The sequence below is a fragment of the Helicobacter enhydrae genome, assembly GCF_001693335.1.
Taxonomy (GTDB): domain Bacteria; phylum Campylobacterota; class Campylobacteria; order Campylobacterales; family Helicobacteraceae; genus Helicobacter_G; species Helicobacter_G enhydrae.
The window spans coordinates 1074919-1095581 of sequence record NZ_CP016503.1; the positions used below are offsets into that span (position 1 = coordinate 1074919).

The 20663-nt window shown below is 42.3% G+C and carries 11 protein-coding genes; 5 read left to right on the forward strand and 6 right to left on the reverse strand.

All coding sequences use genetic code 11. The features are described 5' to 3' along the window. The first annotated feature begins 673 nt into the window (after positions 1-673). The 5 genes from BBW65_RS05085 (at position 674) to BBW65_RS05105 (ending at position 15049) form a co-directional block, all read left to right on the forward strand. Positions 674-6784, forward strand: a complete 6111-nt coding sequence (locus tag BBW65_RS05085; RefSeq protein ID WP_066340610.1) for an autotransporter outer membrane beta-barrel domain-containing protein — start codon at positions 674-676, stop codon at positions 6782-6784. Positions 6785-6935: 151 nt separating this feature from the next. After that, positions 6936-10094: an autotransporter outer membrane beta-barrel domain-containing protein gene (locus BBW65_RS05090; RefSeq protein WP_066340613.1), complete on the forward strand. Its 3159-nt coding sequence runs from the start codon at positions 6936-6938 to the stop codon at positions 10092-10094. Positions 10095-11094: 1000 nt separating this feature from the next. Then, positions 11095-12726: a DNA primase gene (gene dnaG, locus BBW65_RS05095; protein WP_066340615.1), complete on the forward strand. Its 1632-nt coding sequence runs from the start codon at positions 11095-11097 to the stop codon at positions 12724-12726. After that, entirely contained in the window at positions 12704-13747 is a 1044-nt protein-coding gene (locus BBW65_RS05100; RefSeq protein WP_066340618.1) for an argininosuccinate synthase domain-containing protein, read from the forward strand. Before dnaG ends, BBW65_RS05100 begins: the two co-directional genes overlap by 23 nt. 1014 nt (positions 13748-14761) lie before the next feature. Next, a complete protein-coding gene (locus tag BBW65_RS05105) occupies positions 14762-15049 on the forward strand; it encodes a hypothetical protein (protein WP_066340621.1) in 288 nt (95 codons plus the stop codon). Positions 15050-15141: 92 nt separating this feature from the next. Here the strand turns inward: BBW65_RS05105 and BBW65_RS05110 are convergent, their stop codons facing one another. Genes BBW65_RS05110 through miaB form a run of 6 tightly spaced genes read right to left on the reverse strand, consistent with a single transcriptional unit; the run spans position 15142 to position 20660 of the window. Beyond that, positions 15142-16512, reverse strand: coding sequence for a major outer membrane protein (locus BBW65_RS05110; RefSeq protein ID WP_066340624.1), 1371 nt, complete (start codon positions 16510-16512; stop codon positions 15142-15144). Between the two features lie 53 nt (positions 16513-16565). Next, complete coding sequence (locus tag BBW65_RS05115; RefSeq protein WP_066340627.1) at positions 16566-17117, reverse strand: hypothetical protein; 552 nt, start codon at positions 17115-17117, stop codon at positions 16566-16568. 13 nt (positions 17118-17130) lie between these two features. Next, a complete protein-coding gene (locus tag BBW65_RS05120; RefSeq protein ID WP_066340629.1) occupies positions 17131-17649 on the reverse strand; it encodes a hypothetical protein in 519 nt (172 codons plus the stop codon). Next, positions 17646-18635, reverse strand: coding sequence for a hypothetical protein (locus BBW65_RS05125; RefSeq protein WP_066340630.1), 990 nt, complete (start codon positions 18633-18635; stop codon positions 17646-17648). The genes BBW65_RS05120 and BBW65_RS05125 overlap by 4 nt, the downstream gene beginning before the upstream one ends. A gap of 32 nt (positions 18636-18667) precedes the next feature. Continuing rightward, on the reverse strand, positions 18668-19351 hold the full coding sequence (locus BBW65_RS05130; protein WP_066340632.1) for a lysophospholipid acyltransferase family protein: 684 nt from the start codon (positions 19349-19351) through the stop codon (positions 18668-18670). After that, positions 19344-20660 (reverse strand): tRNA (N6-isopentenyl adenosine(37)-C2)-methylthiotransferase MiaB, encoded by a 1317-nt coding sequence (miaB, locus tag BBW65_RS05135; RefSeq protein ID WP_083986084.1) that lies wholly within the window; start codon positions 20658-20660, stop codon positions 19344-19346. The genes BBW65_RS05130 and miaB overlap by 8 nt, the downstream gene beginning before the upstream one ends. Positions 20661-20663 lie beyond the last annotated feature (3 nt).

Here is a 20663-nt window from a genome sequence, read left to right on the forward strand (position 1 = left end):
CCCCAAACCCCTGCCCGCTTTTTGTGTGACAACACAACGATAGAGTGCAATGTTTGAGTTTGATTCTTGTTTGTTGTTTTGTTGATTTGATTTTAGATTTATTGATTTGATTCTAGTTTTTGCATTTATTTCTTAGAATCTTTAGAATCTCCATAAAAACCCCTGATCAATTTATAAACCCAACTACTTCAAAAAATCAATAGGAAACCGCTTCCCAAACCAACCTTGTAGAACCAAAAAAGATTCTAAGTCAATGTAATCTTGAACAAGCCTTGCTAATGCAATGCTGGGGTTATGGGGGTTGTTAAGGGGGATAAGGGGAACGCTGCTATAAGTTCCCCTTGCCCCCCTTAAGAGAGATCCTAGAGGATTCTAGAATTGTATAAAGGGTGGTTTGCTCAAGCCAACTTTAAAAGAAAGAATCCAAGTCGTGCTTGAAAACTAGAAAAAGTGCTTTTGCAAAACAAAGCCCCAAAAAGAGAGCAGGCAAACCAAGAATCGCCAAAACCATACTTTTGCAAAAAGATCCTGAAACCACCGCTACCCCTCTGTAGCTTATCTGAACCTTAAAAGAAAATGATATGTTTTTGCACTTTTTTAATTTCAGTAACCTTTCATTAACTTTTGTTATACAATGAATCCACTTTAAGAAAAAATCAAGAAAGGATTTCCTATGACACGAGACATAAGAAACACCAAACCAAACACTTCATCTTTTTTCAAACCCATTGTGGCTAGTTCTTTGGCATTGGCATTGAGTGTGAGTGGGGCGAGTGGGGCTGGGGATTGCAACCCCTCTGACGATGAGGCACAGATTTGCACAGGGATGGGTGCTACAAGCGACTTGACAAAAGTAACTTTGCCTTTAAAAATTAGTGGGGGAGGCAATGAGAGTTTTAAATTTATAGAATCAGGTGGCTTCCATCAACCGCAACTCATATCAAATGGCAGCCCTACCACATCAACCTTAGTGGAAACACTGACTTTTCAATTTGGCAATGACGCACAAGTCAAAGCAACAAAAGATAGCAACAAAGTGACTATCGCAGGAAAAACAGGGGATACGCACTTATTCCTAGGCACAGGAACCAAGGGCTTGAAAATGGGGAGTGGGACAGGCACTCTAATTTTTGATTTTACTAACACCACAGGTTCAGATAATCATACTATGACACTCAATTTGGGCACTGGCACCGACACAGACAAACAGGTTTCTTTGTTGGGCAATATTGAAGTCATAGGCAAGGCAAAAGCAAAAGCAAAAGCAAAAGCAAAAGCAAAGGATGATACTAGTCAAGACACATTTGAAGCACAACTCAAAGGCAATATCAAAGGAAACATCTCTGTTGGCTCTGGAGCACAATCCAACAAAAAATACAATCTCAAAAGCCTTTTTGATTTTATTGAAGTAGCAGGACAAATGCAAGAAGCTATCATCGATGGCACAATCGCAACAAATGGAAATGGTGTAGAAACAGAATTAGCCTTTCATAAAAATGGGACAATCAAAGGCAATATCACCACAGCCCCAGAGAGTAAAACCAACATCACTCTCAAAAAAGACAGCTCTACCCTCACACTAGGTGGAGGAAATAACACAATCACTAAGCTTGACTTAGATTCAGGTGTTACTCAAGCTACTCTTAAACTCACAGGAGGCAAAGGCGAAACTAGAGATTCTAGCAGCACAAAACCCATAGATCAACAAACAACGATTTATCAAGTTACAAATGGTAACAAACTCGAAGTGAAGTTTGACAAAAACGAATCGCACCTCACTATCGGCAAAGCAGATGATAGCGTGGATAATCAACTCAAAGCCCTAAAATTTGGGGCTAATACAAAAGGAACACTTATCGTTGCGGGTAAAAGCACCACAATCACTCAAGCAGTGAGTGTTGCAGATACTCAAACCCTCGATCTCAGAGTCACAGGGCAAAGACTCGCTCTAACTAATGCACTCAAAACCACAGGTAGTGGAATCATCAATGCCTATCTTACTGGAAGTGGAGAGAATCAAGGAATCCTTGAACTTGCAGCAGGAGAAAACAAAATCACTAGACTAGGAATCGTTGAAAGCCCACTTGAAAATAATAAAAACACTCCAAGATACGGAACACTACTTCTAAAATCAGGCAATACAACGATTGCACAAGGTGTGAGTGTGACAAACAGCAAGCATACTCTAACGCTAAAGTTTGAAGGTGCAAGTCCCAATCTCACTCTAACAAACAACTTGACAAATAGCGATGGAAAAGCGGTGATTGATTTTAATGGAACAAGTGGAACACTTACTAGCTCAATCAACACTAGCACTGCTACAGACAAAAATCCAAAGGCAAAAGCCACCACCACTATCAAAGTCGCTAGTGGAAAAAGTGGAACTATCGCTGGCAGTATCACCGCAAAAAATGGTGGAGAAAACAATATTAGCTTCACAAATGAGGCTGGAGGTGGTGGTGGTCCAACACTCACTCTCAAAGGAGCAAAAAACCAAATCAATGAAGTTACGCTTGATAAAAGTGTCACAAACGCCACTCTTATACTCACGACAAATGGCGGTGGCACAAAAAATGAAACCACAATCTTCAAACAATTAAATGGAGAAAAGCTCACCATCCAACTAGGAGGCGACTCCACCCTTACTTTGAATCCAACCAACATCATTTCAAATGAAACAATAAACAACACAATCAAACAACTTATACTCAACAATGGAAGTAGCGGAAGCAATACCGGGAAACTTGTCCTTACAAGAGGCACAACCACAATCACAGATGCCACTACGCTCACTAATGCCAATGATTCTCTTACTTTGGAGTTAAAAGGCGAGGGCAATGGCAACACAACTCTCACTCTCAAAAACGATCTCAAAAAAGGTAATAGTGTCACTAATGCAACAATCAATGTCAATCTCATATCAGCATTAGGTTCTGCAACCTTGAAACTTCAAGGAAGCCAAAATACTATCACCACACTAACAGCGGAGAATCCAAACTCTATATTGCTTTTGGAGGACAAAACAACTCCAGAAGCTCAAACCACCACCATTGATAGTATTGTGAATAACAATTTGCAAGTCAAATCCACTGCTACAACTTCCACACTAAAACTCAATAACTCTACGCAAGCTACAATCAAAAGCCTTGCACTAGGAAATGGCGAAACAGGAGGTAATGCCAAAAACACAAATTTCACTTTAGAACAAAGTGGAACTGGGCATAGCACCATCACAGAAGCCATCGCAGTGAATGGTGGGAACAAACTCACGATCAAACTTTCAGGCGATAATGCAAAATTAACCTCTGCAGGTGGCGTAACCAACAACGCCCCTGCTACAGCCCATACAACGATTAGTTTTGCAGGGACAAATGGAACTTTTGATGGAACACTCACTACAAGTAATGGGGCATTGAGTGAAGTTAAAGTGGATAAGGGCAAATCTGGAATCATTACCAAAAATGTTACTACTAGTGGTAGTGGGCAAAATAAAATCATTTTCAACAATGAGGGTAGTGAAACAAGTGAATCCACCCTTACTTTGCGAGGCAATGATAATCAATTCAAAAGCCTTACATTAGATCATACAACAGCCACCCTCACCACAGAAGGCACAAAAACAACGATTACAGATGAAGTGAATGTTGGAAGTGGTAAAACCCTCAATCTCAACATTGGCTCTAGCACCAAAACCGATTCTGCAACACTCACCCTAACAAATAATCTTGAGAATAATGGAGCAGGGCTTAATATCACATTCACTGGCAATGGCACACTTGATAGCACGATCACCACAAAGGCAAATAAAACCACAATCAAGGTTGAAGCAAACAAATCAGGAACAATCACCAAAGCAGTAACTACTGAAAATGGTGGAGAAAATGAAATCACTCTCAACAATGGCTCTACCCTCACTTTGCAAGGCACAGAAAATAAAATCAAAGCCCTTGCACTTAGTAGCACAGGCAATCCAACAGGCACACTGATCACGGACACTACCAACACTACCACAACGATTGCTGATGCAGTAAGTGTAGGGGCAAACAAAGCCCTAAAACTTGAAGTAAAAGGAGAGAAACTTAGTTTTACAAATAATCTTAAAGCAGAAGGTGGAAAAGTTGGAGTGACTCTCAATGGAGAGCGTGGCAAAGGCATTCTTGAGGTAAAAGGAGAGAATAACACACTCACAAGCCTTACGGCAAAACAATATGGGAAACTGCTCCTTACAGGAAATGGCACTGCAAAAGCCACCACTATCACAGGCAATGCCACAGGAGAGAATCTAGAAGTGAGTTTTGGCAACCAAACGAGTTTGACTTTGCAAGGGGCAAACAATCAAATCAAAACCCTTACACTTGGAACAACAAATCCCACAACAGCCACCCTCAATCTCAAGGGTGCAAACACAACGATTGAAACTCAAGTGAGCGTAGGAGAAAATAAAACTCTCAATCTCAATATTGGATCTAGCACTGGAAACAATTCCACCCTTACTCTAACAGGTGGATTAGAGAATGGTGGCACAGCGAAAGTCACATTTGCTGGAAGCAATAGCAAATTTGATGGTGCTATCAACACGCTAGCAAACAAAACTACAACAATTGAAGTTGCTGAAGGCAAAGCTGGAATCATCACCAAAGCAATAAGCGGAGCAGGGGAGAACACAATCACCCTCAAAAACGGCTCCGCCCTCACTTTGCAAGGGGCAAACAATCAAATCAAAACCCTTACACTTGGAACAGGCAGTCCAACAGGCACGCTCAATCTCGAGGGTGCAAACACGACGATTGAAACTCAAGTGAGCGTTACAGACACACAAACCCTCAATCTCAATATTGGCTCTAATGCCAAAGCTGATTCTGCAACACTCACTCTAACAGGCAATCTCACAAACAATGGCACAACCAATCTCACATTCACCGGCAATGGCACACTTGATAGCACGATCACCACACAAGCAAGCAAAGCCACAGCAATTGAAGTGAGTGCAGGCAAAGCTGGAATCATCACCAAAGCAATAAGTGGAGATGGTGCTAACAACATCACGCTTAACAACGACTCCACCCTCACTTTGCAAGGGAATAATTCCATTGCCACAACCAGTGTCGCAGGAGCTACTCTTAGATTGACAGGGGGAACTAAGACTACAATTCAAACTTTAAATGGCAATGATAAATCTCTCATTGATCTAGCAAGTGGCACTTATCCTGCCAAAACTAGAGAGGCTTCCCCCACAAACACCGCCCACAATTTCAACCTCCTCACGATTGGAGAAACAAGTGGCACTGGCACAGGACTTGCCTCAAGCAATCTCACCTTCCAAGTTTTTGTAGATCCTAGTGCAAAACAGGGTGCAACAGATAGCAAGATTGGAGGAGAAGCCACAAAAGCAGAAAGCCCCTACGGACACGCCTATTCTGATCGTATCGTGGTTCATAAGGTTGAAGGCACCCAAGTGAGCGAAAATCTCCAAGTCATCATCGACCCACTAAAAATCTCAAAAATTACCTACCAAGGTGGAGGCACAACAACAGATGGCAATATCGCAGTCGCCACAGTGAAAAGCACGACAGGTGCTCCCTCTGTCCCTCTAGTGGATTTCACGATCCAAAACCTAGACATCGGTGGAGAGACGATCAAAGTCATCACTCGCCAACAACCCACCGACGAACACGGCAAAATCACAGCCTCCAACGGCTACATCACCTACTTCCTAGACAATTTCATCACGCTCGGAGCAAGTCCAACCACACAAAAAATCATCTCCTCCGCCCTAACGCTCAACTATGATTTGTTTGTAGCCAATTTCAACTCTATCAACAAGCGACTAGGAGAAGTCCGCAACAACCCACACACTCAAGGCGTATGGGCAAGAGTGTTTGGAGGCAATCAAGAATCAGATTTTGGGATAGGAAGCCAAAGCACCTATGTGACTTTGCAAAGCGGTTATGACTACGCACTTGATCTAGAAAATGCAAAAAACTATGTGGGGGTTGCACTCGCCTATGCAAGATCGCAAGGCACAAGTCGCAAAGCCACAAGTGGAGACAAAATCGTGAGCCTAGATGGTATCAACTCTCAAGCCTTTGAGATCGCGGTGTATAGCTCCTATGTGAGCCAAGTGGGCTTATACAACGACACGATTGCCAAGTTTGCCTACATCACTTCAGATTTCCAAATCAGTAGCAGTGCGACAAAAAGCCAAATCGACAACATCGCCCTCCTACTCTCCAATGAAGTGGGCTACCGCTATGCCTTTGGGGCAACGCAAGATTGGTTCATCGATCCTCAAGCAGAGGTCGGTTTGGGCTACCTCAATCCCTCTAGATTCAATGCCAAACCTGATAGAAACACCCTTGAAGCCACACAGGCAAATATCCTTGTGCTACGCTCAAGGGCTGGGACAAGTCTAGGCAAAGAGTTTAGGGGCGAGAAATGGGCGACTTCTCTGTATGTGGGAGGATTCTACGAATATGATGCACTGCTAGGCGGGAAAAACAATATCAAATTTTTGCATAGCGGAAGCCAAAGCATCGCTGAGTCGTATGGCTCCAATGGTCGCGTCGTGCTAAATCTCGGAGCCAATGTGCAAATCAAAGAATCCACAAGGGTGTATATGGATTTTGAGAAAAGCTTCGGGGACAAGTTTAGGACACGCTACCAAGTCAATCTAGGGGCGAGATATAGCTTTGGGGAGGCAGTGGCAAAAGAGCAAGAGCAAGAGAAAACACAAGAAAACAAAGCTCCTTTGAAAATAGAAAACACAAGCGATAGTGCAAACTAAAATATTTGGGGAGCTATCCCCAAAGCCCCCTCCCTCCTTATATCTTAAAAGAAAATAATATTTTTTTACACTTTTTTAATTTCAGTAACCTTTCATTAACTTTTGTTATACAATGAAGCCACTTTAAGAAAAAGTCAAGAAAGGATTTCCTATGACACGAGACAAAAAAATCACTAGGATTACCAAACCAACCCTCTCATTTTTCAAACCCCTTGTGGCTAGCTCTTTGGCTTTGGCATTGAGTGTTAGTGTGGTGAGTGCTGGGGATTGCGATAACGCTACCAATGAGGCACGGATTTGCACAGGAGTGGGTATTGCAACGAGTGCATTGACAAAAGTAGGTTTGCCTTTAAATGTTGGTGATGGGGGCAATGAGAGTTTTAAGTTTATAGAATCAGGTGGCTTCCATCAACCACAACTCACCAATAATTCTGCTTTGGAAACATTGGCTTTTCAGTTTGGCACTGGAAGCAATGTCACGGCAACAAAGCAAGGTAGCAACAAAGTGACTATCGTAGGAAAAACAGGGGATACGCACTTATTTCTAGGCACAGGAACCAAGGGCTTGAAAATGGGGAGTGGTGGAATGGGCACTCTAGTTTTTGATTTTTCTACTGCTCAAACAAGCAACAAGACTCCCAAAATGAGTCTTAATTTGGGGGCAACAAGTGGAATGTCCTTGCAAGGCAATCTTGAAGTGAAAGGCAAAGAAAGAGAAAAGTCTGATACTACTCAAGACACATTTGATGCCACACTGCAAGGTAATATCAAAGGAAATATCACAATAGGGGCAGATACACAAGCTGGCAAAAAGCAAAATCTCAAAAGCAGTTTTGATTTTATTGGAACAGGAGAGCAAGAAATTACGATTAATGGTGCTATCACAACAAAAGGAAATGGTGTAGAAACAGAATTAGGATTCACTAGTTTTACCAATATCACGATCACAGGAAATATCACCACAGGCAATGGTGCTAAAACCAACATTACTCAACTTCCAGAGGGTGCCACTCTCACACTGCAAGGGAACAGCAATCAAATCACTACGCTTACCACCACTGCTTCAGGCGATAAGAAAGCCACCCTTGCACTTCAAAATGGAAACACAACGATTGGTGTTATAAAAGGCAACAGCATCACTCACAATATTGAAGTCAATTTCGCAGGAGGCACTCCTACCCTTATGCTCAATGGAGCAACAAATGCACTCAAAACCATTACATTTGGTGGAGCTAGTGCAGGCACTCTTGCCATTGCAAATGGTGGCACAGCTTCTATCTCTGATGCAGTAAGCGTAGGAGCTGGAAAAACTCTAAATCTTGAAGTAACACATGGATACCTTAGCCTTGATAAAGCGATCACAGGAGAGGGGACAATCAATGTGGTCTTGAATGGAAAAAGCGAAGGGGCAGAAGCAACACTCATCTTTAAAAACACTTCTGACAATCAACACAGACTCACACGACTTGAAGTCCCTAAGGGAAAATATGGAGAGCTAAAACTCGCAGTAGGAGATTTTAATCAGGCAACTTTCACAGACAATGTCACTGGCGATAATCTCAAAGTAACTCTTGGAGGTAGCACCACCCTTATTTTGGAGGGCACAAACAACAAAATCAAAACTCTTGGATTCAGTGGCTCAGATGCCACTCTCAAACTTGGCAAAGCTGGCACAACATCCACAACAAGTATCACTAATGGTATAACAAATGGGGAAAAACTTACAATGGAGTTTGTGGGAGGCACTGCCGCTCTCAATCTTGGCGGAACAAACAATAACATCAAAACTCTCAAGACATTGGACAAAGCCAACGCCACAATAAATCTCTCTAGCAATAAAAATAGCACTAAATACAATAGTCTCACCATTGGCACAGGTGGCACAGGGCTTGAGGGCAATGGCTACACATTCCAACTCTATGCCTCCTCAAATGAAAAAAAATTGACTTTGGAAACAGAGATTGACTCCTATGCAGATCGCATTGTGATTGAAAATGCCAATACCACAGAGAATCAAACCCTTGAATTGCTTGTGGATAATGCTGATGTCGCAAAGCTTTCACAAAAAGCCACAACCCAAAACATCGCTCTTGCTACAATTAGAAACACAACAGCAGGAAATAAAGAAACAGCAAAAGTCAAATTCAACACAACATCAAAAAAATCTATCAATGGAGAAGTGATAGAAGCCACATTTGAGAGCAAAGAAACTGCCAAAGATGGCACAGAACAAACAGGGGGTGACTACACCACCTACTTCCTTACATCTGTTAAATCACTAGGAGCTGATTCTGTTATCCAACAAATTGCCTCCTCTGCCCTTGCAATCAACTATGATTTGTTTGCCGCCAACTTCAACTCTATCAATAAACGACTGGGTGATCTGAGGGGCAACCCCTACACTCAAGGGGTATGGGCTAGAATCTTTGCTGGAGGACAAGAATCAAAGTTTGGCATAGGAAGCCAAAGCACCTATGTGACTTTGCAAAGTGGCTATGATTATGCCTTTGTGTTTGAGGGTGGCAAAACTTATGCAGGAGTCGCCCTCTCTTATGCACACTCAAATGGCAAAGGGCGTAAGCTAGGGGATAAGAGTTTGGATGACATCACATCTCAAGGTTTTGAAATCGCAGTGTATAACTCATATTTTAGCGATATAGGTTTGTATAACGATAGCGTCTTGAAGTTTGGCTATCTTGCTTCAGATTTTATGATTAACAATGGAGCTACAAAAGGGCATACGACTAACGCCACTTTTTTGCTCTCCAATGAGGTGGGGTATCGTTATGACTTTGGAGAAGCAAAAGATTGGTTTGTCACTCCTCAAATAGAAATAGGACTGGGTTATTTGAGCTCCTCTGATTTCAAAGACAAATTTGGTGCTAATCCTTTTGAAATCACTCAAGATTCTGTTTTTCTTATGCGTTCAAGACTTGGGGCAGATGTGGGCAAAGAGTTCAAAGGAGAGGATTGGGGAGTTTCTCTCTATCTTGGAAGTTTTTGTGAATATGATGTATTGGCAGGGGGAGAGAACAACTTCACTTTCATCAACAACAACAAAAAAAGCTCTATCAAATCTTATGATTCCAATGGGCGTTTTGTGCTAAATATGGGGAGTAATGTGAAAATCAAAGAATCTACAAGAGTGTATGTGGATTTTGAAAAGAGCTTTGGGAATAAATTCTCAACACAATGGCAAATGAATCTTGGAGCAAGATATAGCTTTGGGGAAGTAATAGCAAAAGCTCAAGAGCAAGAAAAAACGCAAGAAAAAGCTCCTTTGAAAATAGAGAGCGGAGCGAATAGCTGATAGGAGGGAGGGGGGAAGGGGGCGATCTGCTCTCTTTTGGGGTTTTGCAAAAGCACAGATTTGAGGTGATTTAAAGATTGGCTTGAAACTTCTTTTTAAAGTTGGTTTTGCAAAACCACATTTCCCAATTTCTCAAGCACGGCTTGGAGTTTTTCTTTTGAAGCTGGCTTGGGGAGATTACGCTTTTTAGCAATTCTAGAATCTCTTGGATTCTTTCTTTTTAAGTTGCTTTGGCAAAAGCACGGCTTTTGGTTTCTCAAGCTTGGCTTGGAGTTTTTCTTAAGGGGAACAAGGGGAACTTAAAGCAGCGTTCCCCTTATCCCCCTTAACAACCCCCATAACCCCAGCATTGCATTAGCAAGGCTCGTTCAAGATTACATTGACTTGGAATCTTTTTTGGTTCTACAAGGTTGATTTGGTCAGCAGTTGTTTGTGCTTATATTGAAATAGTGAGGTTTGATGATTGATTAGAGTTTTTTGAGAGTTTGCAAAGAGATTCTCAAAAATCAAAAACAAAACTTTTCACAAAGATTCTAAGAATCTAGATTCAAATCAATAAATCTAGAATCAAACTCAAAACACCAAAGAATCTAAACAAAGTCAAACTAATGTGGGTAACACACAAAAAGCGGGCAGGGGTTTGGGGGATTTTAAGGGGGATAAGGGGGGTGCCTCGCAATAAACCCCCTTGTCCCCCTTATAGAAAAAAGCACAGCAAGTTTCAATGACTAAGAAGTGTGCTTCTGCAAAGGCAATCTCAAGCAAAGAATCAGGTTGCCGAATCTCAAAGTTTTATTTTTATTGAAATAGTAAGGTTTGATGATTGATAAGGGTTTTTGTGGAGATTCTAGGGATCGCTTGGTTTGAGAGGCGGTTTGCCGTGATTGTATGCAACAGCAAGAGTTAATATGGATTGAAACCACTAGAAACACAGCAAAACTGATGGGCTTTGATATTTTGCAATATAATACCACCACAACAATCCTCATCAAGGACTCCAATGATTGCCGAAGCTTCCATCCAGCAACTCAAAGCTCTGATTGACATTATCGACATCATTAGCCACTATATCCAGATCAAAAAATCAGGAGCCAACTATAGTGCGTGTTGCCCATTCCACGATGAAAAAACCCCAAGCTTTATGGTCAGCCCATCAAAAGGGTTTTACCATTGCTATGGTTGTGGTGTCGGTGGAGATGCGATTAAATTCGTAATGGAGTATGAAAAACTAAGCTTCACAGAAGCTATCGAAAAAATCGCCTCATTGGTTGGTTTCACTTTGGAATACACCAAATCTCAAAAACGCGTAGATTTCAAGTTTTTGGACAAAGTCGCAGAGTTTTATCAAAACAAGCTCTCCCATTCTCCAGAGATTTTGGACTATCTTGGCAAAAGAGGGCTGACTGCAGAGAGTATCGCGAAGTTTCATCTTGGGTTTTGTGGTGCGGGGTTTGAGAGTGTCAAACTTGCTGATCAATACAACGCACGCAGAGAGGCGATCGAGCTAGGGATTTTGGGGGAGGATGATCAGAGGGTGTATGCACGATTTTTCAATCGCATTATGTTTCCTATCTGTTCTCCCAATGGGCAGATTATCGGATTTGGTGGCAGAAGTCTAGACAACGCGGGTGCCAAATACATCAACTCCCCACAAACCAAAGTGTTCAACAAATCCAAACTCCTCTATGGCTATCATCTTGCCAAAGAAAAAATCTATAGCCAAAAGCAAATCATCATCACTGAAGGCTATTTGGATGTGATTATGCTCCACCAAGCAGGATTCCAAAATGTCGTAGCCACTCTTGGCACAGCCCTCACGCCTGATCATTTGCCCCTACTCAACAAAGGCGAACCCCAAATCATTGTCAGCTATGACGGCGACAAAGCAGGGATCAACGCCGCTTTCAAAGCAAGCAAACTTCTAGCTTCTAATAGCAAAGACGGAGGGGTCGTGATTTTTGCAAATGGAGCCGATCCTGCGGATATGATTTTGGCACAGCAGGAGCAAGAGGTGCGGAGACTTTTTGCCTCCCCGATTCCTTTTGTAGAGTTTGTTTTGAGAGAGATCAGCAAAGCCTATGATCTCACAAACCCGATTCAAAAAGAACACGCCCTCAAAGAATGCCTAGAGTTTCTACGCTCACTAAGCCCTGTGATCCAAGAGGAATACAAGCATTTCACTGCCAAACTTTTGAAAATCCAGCCCCACCTCATCAACATCAAACGCCCCAAAGCCCCCAAAGCCTCAAAACAACACGCCAATCTCGCCGAACTCGTTTTGATCAAAAGCATTTTGGAATCCCCGCACTATCTTGAACTCGCTTTGGAATATCTACAGGCAGAATGCTTTGAGAGTCATCAAAGTGCCTTTGAGCTGATTCTCCAAGGAGAGCTAGAGCACCCAACGCTTATTGGTATCAGGATCAACGAAGACATCAAAGCATTAACAGAGAAAGAGTTCCAACATCAAGTTTTCTCATTTTTGCTGAATTTTTATGAGAAAAAACTCAAAACGATTCCACTAGAAACGGGCATAAGTTATAATCAAAAACTAGAATTGATTGCAAAATATCGTTCTTGTATTTCACAGATCAGAGAAAGGAAAACAAATGAAAGCTTTAGCCTTATTTAGCGGTGGTTGCGATAGTCTCATCAGTATGCAGCTGCTCAAAGAGCAAGGGATTGAAGTGGTTGCCCTCAACTTCAACATCGGCTTTGGAAGCAACAAAGACAAACTCCAATATTTTCAAAACGCCACAGCCCAAATCGGTGTGGAATTTGTCAGCGTCGATATCCGCAAACAATTTTTTGATCAAGTGTTGTTTGCCCCCAAATATGGTTATGGCAAATACTTCAATCCCTGTGTGGATTGCCACGCCAATATGTTTAGAAATGCGTTTAAAAAATTGATTGAGCTTGAGGCTGATTTTGTGATCAGTGGCGAGGTTTTGGGACAACGCCCCAAAAGTCAGCGAAAAGAGGCACTAGAGCAAGTCAAGCTTTTGGTGAGAAAAATGGGGGAAGAAGAGGAGTTCCGCCATTTGGTCGATCCAAATGGAGATGGTATTGCCAAGCCAAAAACTCTCGATGCGTTGCTATTGCGTCCGATGAGTGCCAAGCTTCTAGAGCCTAGCTATCCTGAGCTTATGGGTTGGGTGGATCGCGAGAAACTGCTAGATGTCCAAGGGCGTGGTAGGAGTAGGCAGTTGGAAATGATCAAAAATTATGGGTGGAAATATTTTGAGAAGCCCGGAGGCGGTTGTCTGCTCACAGACACAAGCGTGGCAAACAAAATCAAAGATTTGCAAGCACATCGCGGAATGGTGTTTGAAGATGTTGCACTTGTCAAAGCAGGGCGTTATATGAAGCTTCCAAATGGTGCAAGGTGCGTCATCGCAAGAAACGAAGAGGAAAACCACAAGCTTGACATTCCTCATTCGCAAATGGAGAGAATCACACTGCTAGATTGCGTAGGTCCGATTGGCTTGGTGGAAAAAAACGCAACCAATGAGGACAAAACACTCGCAGGGAGGATCGCTCTAGGCTATGGCAAATCCGATCCAGCTCGAAGCTATCGCGTGCAGATTGGGGAAGAGATCCATACCCTTGAGCCTTTGGATAAAACACAGGCACAGGGGTTTTTGTTTTCTTAAAAGGTTTGTTTCTTTTTTGGAGTTTGTTTTGCAAAAGCACATTTCCCAATTTTTCAAGCTTGGCTTGGAGTTTTTCTTTTGAAGTTGGTTTGAGCAAACCACCCCTTATGCAATTCTAAAATCTATTGGATTCTCTTTTTTGGTGTTTGGTTGGCAAAAGGGTGACTTTGGGTGATTCTAGAATCTTTGATTCTCTGTTTGGGATTGGCTTGGGGGAAGCGCATTTTCTAATTTTTCAAGCTCGGCTTGAGGTTCTTTTTCAAGTTGGCTTGAGCAAAGCACCCTTTATACAATTCTAGAATCTCTTAGATTCTCTTTTTAAGTTACTTTGGCAAAAGCACGGCTTTTGGTTTCTCAAGCTTGGCTTGGAGTTTTTCTTAAGGGGAACAAGGGGAACTTAAAGCAGCGTTCCCCTTATCCCCCTTAACAACCCCCATAACCCCAGCATTGCATTAGCAAGGCTCGTTCAAGATTACATTGACTTGGAATCCTTTTGGGTTCTACAAGGTTGGTTTGGGAAGCAGTTGTTTATGCTTATATTGAAATAGTGAGGGTTTATATATTTTTGTGATTTTTTAAAAAGTTGCAAAGAGATTCTTAAAAATCAAAACTAAAACTTTTCAAAAAGATTCTAAGAATCCAAGAAACCAAAGAATCAAGAATGCTTTCACAAAGATTCTAAAGATTCCAAGAATCTAGATTCAATTCAAACCAAAAAAACAAATCTAAAACACCAAAGAATCAAAACAAAGTCAAAGTAATGTGGGTAACACACAAAAAGCGGGCAGGGGTTTGGGGGATTTTAAGGGGGATAAGGGGGGTGCCTCGCAATAAACCCCCTTGTCCCCCTTATAGAAAAAAGCAAAGTGGGAATTGGTGACTAGAAAGTGTGCTTTGGCAAAAGCAACCCCAAAAAGAGAATCTAAGAGATTCCAGAATCACTCAAAAGTGTGCTTCTGCGAAACCAATCTCAAAAACTAGCAAACAAATTAAGAATCCTCCAAAGAGTGTGCTTTGTCAAGCCAAAAAAGAGAATCTGAGAGATTCTGGAATCCCCAAGAGTGTGCTTCATTCAAACAAAGATTCAACAACCAAAGAATCACCAAAGAGTATAGCCTCTCAAGCCAACTCCAAAAGGAAACCCTAGAGATTCTAGAATCCCCAAAAGTGTGCTTTGCCCAAACCAATCCCAAAAAAGAGAGACAGCAAACAGCGTTTTGCAAAAACCGCACTTTTGCCAATTCTAGAATCCTTTGGGCTCCACAAGGCTATTTTGGGAAGCAATTTGCTGTGATTGTATGAAATAGTGGGGTTTTTGGAGATTCTAGGGATCACTTGGTTTGGGGGTTTGTGTTTTGAAAAGGGGTTGAGCTCTTGGGGGGGACCCCAAAGATTTAGAATGTGTATTTGAGTTCTGCTCTTGCGCGTCCTTGAGTCAAGTCGCCAAATGTAGAACCAACTAGGGCAGTGAGCTTGAGTTTGTCAGAGAATGCATAAGAAGCACTTGCAGTCAATTCGTGCAATGTCGCATTCATATTTGTTATGCTTTGACCATTTGCATTCTTATGATTTGCAATACCCTTTTTCATCAAAGAATAATGATTGTTGCCACTGACATAAGCATAGTCCAAACCAAGTCCCACACCGCCTAGTTTGTATGTGAGCTGTGCATAGACGACTTGGATGCTTGTGTTTTTGACACCACCATTGCCTCCAAGTGTGTAGCCATTCTTGTCACCAACGGTGTCATACCAGAATTTACCACCCATGTTGAAGCTGCCATTGTTGAGCAATGCTCCATATCCTTCTCCGAAGCTTCCTGTGTAGCCCACTGATGCACCCAATCCGCTTCCAGAATAAGCCACTTGGACATTATACAGACCTCTTGTTTTGGCAATATTGGTTTTATTCTTCAACAAAATATCGTTGTTGAAGAATGTGCTTTGTGTATTGACTTGAGTGGCTGCCACTTGTCCTTGTATCGTTACACCTGATGTTGTGTATCCTAGCTCTCCAAATACTAGATAATCCACTGTTTTGATAGAGTTGGCAGCCCAAAGTTTGAATCCAACACCGCTCAATGCTGCAGCATCTCCGCTCACCCCTGCAATCATCAATGGGCGATCAGAATCAAAAGAATAATGCCCTGCTGCTGACTTAGAAAGTTCATTGCTCACATCTAATCCCCAAGCACCATAAGCCTGTGCACTGAAGCGAATGCCATTGATGTCTGTATTATTCACAGCTACACCCAAACCATAATCCCAAGCACTATCGTTGAAAGGAGTGTCAATCGTCACTTGTCCTCCAGTAATCGTTGTTTTGGTGCTTTGGAAAGTTTGCTTCGCATAGATTCCATAGATAGACAAAGGCACAGAGTTATTGACATCTTTTCCTTTGGTAGAATTCTCCAAGAATGTCCCACCATTTGGGGCACTTCCACCAATGCTTGCCCATAGTGTTGTCCCGACGCTGAAGCCTTGGTATGCACCTGTTTCGATATTGGCAAAAATCCTTGTCCTGAGTGCTGTTCCGCTTGCATCATCGCCAAACATCGAAGTCAAACGCTCATAAGCATAACCTTTGATTGTCGTTCCGGCAAAAATATCTCCTAGCGTTGTGCTTTTTTTGGCTTGCACAGAAGTTTGAGTTTGTTCTACTTGAGCCTCTCCTTCTTGAGCAGGTTTGGCAACTTCTTCTGCATATACTGATGAGAGTGTCCCAAGAGCCATTAAGGCAATAAGTGAAAGTTTCGTAGTTTTCATCGTTTCTCCTTGTTTATTAATAAAATTAACCACCTATCAATGATAGCCAAAAATTATGGGATTTTTTGCTCTTTTGCGACATTTTGCGTGAATCGAACATAAATTTCTGCCTTCAGCACATTTTGCAAGAGGTTTTGTTTCTGGATTGTGAATGGCGGGATGAGGGTGCTGTTGGGGAAGCTCTCTCTCAAGATTTTGACAAAATCAAAAATCTGTTGAGGGTTTTGCACGATTGCTTGGATTTGGTAGGTGATTGTTTTGAATCCCTCTTGAGGTGGGGTTTTGGTTTGGATTTCTTTCAAAGAGACATTTTCCAAAAATCCTTGTGTCAAAGCCAAAACAACGCCCTCATTCACGGCTTTTTCTAGTGAATGGAGTGCTGTCTCTTTGCGTTGCTCTTGGACGCTTGTGCTGACTTCTTGATTTTCACTCAATATCCGATTGTAGAGGGTTTGAGTGCTGTGTAGATTGGCTTGAGAGTTTTTGAAATTTTGAATCTGGGGCAATACAATATACAAAAACGCATAAAATGCAAGTGCAAAAAAAATCACAACAAATGCAAGGTTTTTGATGATGAAGTCCGCTGTTTCGTCTCGTTTGTTCATTTAATTCTCCATTTTAGTTGTTGCCTGTCACTACCTTGCTCACAGAAACAAAGTTATACCACCCGCTTGGCAACACATAAAAATCCACACGGCTTTCTGAAAAAATCGCACTCAAAGGGGTTTCTAGCAAAAACAAATAGAGTTCTTTGGAAGGCGTGATGCCTTTGATGACGAGGTTTTTTGAAGTTAGGCTGATAGAATTGATCGTGATTTGTTCTGGAATCAAACCAAAAATATTGTGTATGGCTGTCACAAGCTTGGCATTGTTGGATTGCAGTGTTTTGAGCTCTTGGATCCTTGTGCGGAGGATTTGATCGTAGCTTACAAGGGTTTGGTTCCTCTCTCTTTGTTTGACAATCTTGGCTTCAATCATTTCAGTTTGTGAGCCGATACGCATTGTTTGGATATTGAGTATCAACCAAATACAGGCAATCACAAGCAACATCAAAAAGATATACAAAAACCAAGTTTTGGACAATGGAGAAAAAATGGCTTTTTTCTGTGGGGCAATAAAACTATAATGATTTTTCATTGTTGATCAAATTCCTTTTGTGCCAATGTTAAAAGAGCTTGAGCGACATTATACTCACGCACATCAATGTCAAGCATCAAAACATCTTGCAAATGTTTGAGTGCATCTGGAGCCATACCATAAGTGTCAAACAAAATGACTTTTTGGAGGAATTGGCTTTGATTGCTAGCATAGTATTCTTTGATGATATTTTCTACTGCCTCCACGACTTTGGTCGCACGCATAAAGTCCCTTAGGGCTTCGATTTTGTCTTTTTCTTGCTGTTCTTGCTCTTGGGCGAACTCTTGCAAATCCTCATCTGATGCAAATGCCTCATCAAACAACTCATCTAGCGGATCCTCAAATCCTTGATCCAAAAAATCCAAAATATTTTCAATGCTGTCGGTATTGGAGGATATGTCTGAAGTGTAGAAATTCTGCGGAGTTTGCTGTGCGTCAAGGTCGAGAGACACGACTCTGCCACTGATGACTTGCTGATGATTGGCGATCATTATTGCGATGTTTTCTTTTTGTTGCAAAAGATATAGGGCGTGTTCTTTGATTTTTTTGGATTCTTCAAACAACAATGTAAAGGGTGAAAACAAAAAATCAAGATACCCGATTTCCTCAAATCTGCGTATTTCGTTGAATATTTTGTCTTGTTGGATGTAGCATGAGCAATGTTGATTGATAGAGAGGGCTTTGACTCCTTGAGAGGACACGCCAAAATCAAGGAAGTCTTTGGGGTTGATCGTGGGCAATGCCCCTTGTGTCGTGTCTTTGGACATCGCAGAAATATAAGTGAATGGGAATTTTTTCTTGTAAAAATAGAGTAGCTTCACCACTTCCATAGGTATCAAGCCATCAATCATTTTGATTTCTCTTGAAATGTTTTGCTTGACCCTCCCTCCGTGCAAACGCAAGATGTTGAGACGGCAGGAATCATAATCTAGGTCAATGCCAATCAGCACTCTAGAATAGAAAAATTGCAATATTTGAGATAACACTTTTAGCCCTTATAACAATACTTCTAGATACTTTAGCAAGTTTTATTCCAAAAATACTCTTTTGGATCTCGCTCAAGGTAAATTTTGATTTTTTCTTGATTTTCCTCCACACTACAAGTCGCATCCAACTCAAGAGGTGGCAACACATAATAATCAATCTCGCCAAATAGCTTGGGGAGCTTCATCTGGTCCCAACTTTTGAGTTGCCAATATTTGGTCGGCTGCACTCTCAAGCCCACGATTTTGGTTTGGCTTTTGAGTGCCATCGCGACTGCCCCCTTTGCTACGCTGTGATAAGGTCCTCTTGGTCCATCAGGGGTTAGCCCCACATCCCATTGGTTTTTGAGCTTATTGAGTGCCTCGATCAATGCCCTCCTCCCGCCTTTGGAGCTGGAGCCTCGTATGCCTTTGAATCCATACAGGGCATAAAGGCGTGTGGCGATCTCTCCGTCGGAATGCTCACTGATGAGTGTCCCATAAGGCAATTTGTCCAAATCTAGCTTGGTGTTTGGGTGGCGAATCTTGTAAAAATGATGATACAAATGCCCCTGCATTGGGATCTCGCCGTGCCAAAACAGAGCGATCGCATTGCCCTCACAGCTTTGGGGGGCGATCAAGAAGCGATTTTTGGAGGTTTTGTGCACCAAAAACAGATAGCAATACAGCACTCTTGGGGCAATGTGGAGCAAAACAAGGCTTTTTAGTCGCTTAAGCATTGAGCAGTTTGCCTGATAGACTTCCCCCGTCATTGTGAGTGATCTGGACATCGACAAGTGCACCCATCGGCAAGATTTGGTTGGGGATCTTGATGAGGCGGTTGGTGTCGCTACGCCCTTCACTCCAGATCTCAGGGGCTCGGTCCTGATAGTTTTCTATCAAAACGCGATGTGTTTTGCCAATCTCTTTTTGGGCTTTTTCTGCCAAAATCTCGCGATGTCTTGATTGCAAAGCACTTAATCTCGCAGATGCTTCCTCTCTAGAAATCGTGTTGGGGAGATGTTGGGCTTGGGTGTGGGGGCGTGGAGAATAGATGAAGCTATAAAGCGTGTCAAACCGCACTTCCTCTAGCACTTTCATCGTTTCCAAAAAATCAGAATCGCTCTCTGTGGGGAAAGCTACGATGATGTCTGTGCTGATCCCGACATTTGGGACAAGTGCTCTGAGCTTGTGAATCCTATCAAGATACCATTCTTGTGTGTAGCCTCTTTTCATATCTCTCAAAACCTTTGTGGAGCCACTTTGCAAAGGGATATGGATGCTTTTGCAGACTTTGGGGTTTTGGGCAAACTCCTCCAAAAACTCATCATCCATATGCAAGGGGTGGGGGGAGGTGAATCTAATCCTCTCAATCCCCTCAATCGCACTCAATTCTCGCAGGAGCTGGGTGAAGTTTGTGGGCTTGTGGGGGATAGAAAATCGCGTGCCGTAGTGATTGACATTTTGCCCTAGCAGTAGCAGCTCTTTGATCCCGTTTTGAGCCATTTTGGTTGCTTCTTGCAAGAGCATAGGGGTGGGGATGGAAATCTCTTTGCCCCTAGTGTGTGGGACGATGCAATAGGTGCATTGTTTGTCACAACCGATAGAAATATTGAGCAGGGCTTTGACATCTGTGTTTTGCACTTTGGAAAACACATAGGCACTATCATCATAATCAAGATCCACCTCGACAGCTTTTGGCTGATGAATCACTTGAGTGATTTTGCTGATGTTTCTAGCACCCAACACAAAATCCACGCTAGGAGCTTTTTGGATGATTTGCTCCCCCAAATGACTCGCAGTGCAACCGCAAACTCCGATTTTGGCACCGGGTTTTTTCATCTGTGCGAACTGCCCAATCTCTGAAAACAATTTACGCTCGGGCTTTTCACGCACGGAGCAAGTGTTGAGCAAAATCAGATCGGCTTCTTTGGGGTCGTCTGTGAGGGTGTAGCTCTCTTTTTCTCGCAACTCTGCGATGAGGTGGTCGCTATCGCGATTGTTCATCGCACAGCCCATTGTTTCGATATAAAGTTTTTTTTGATTCATTGC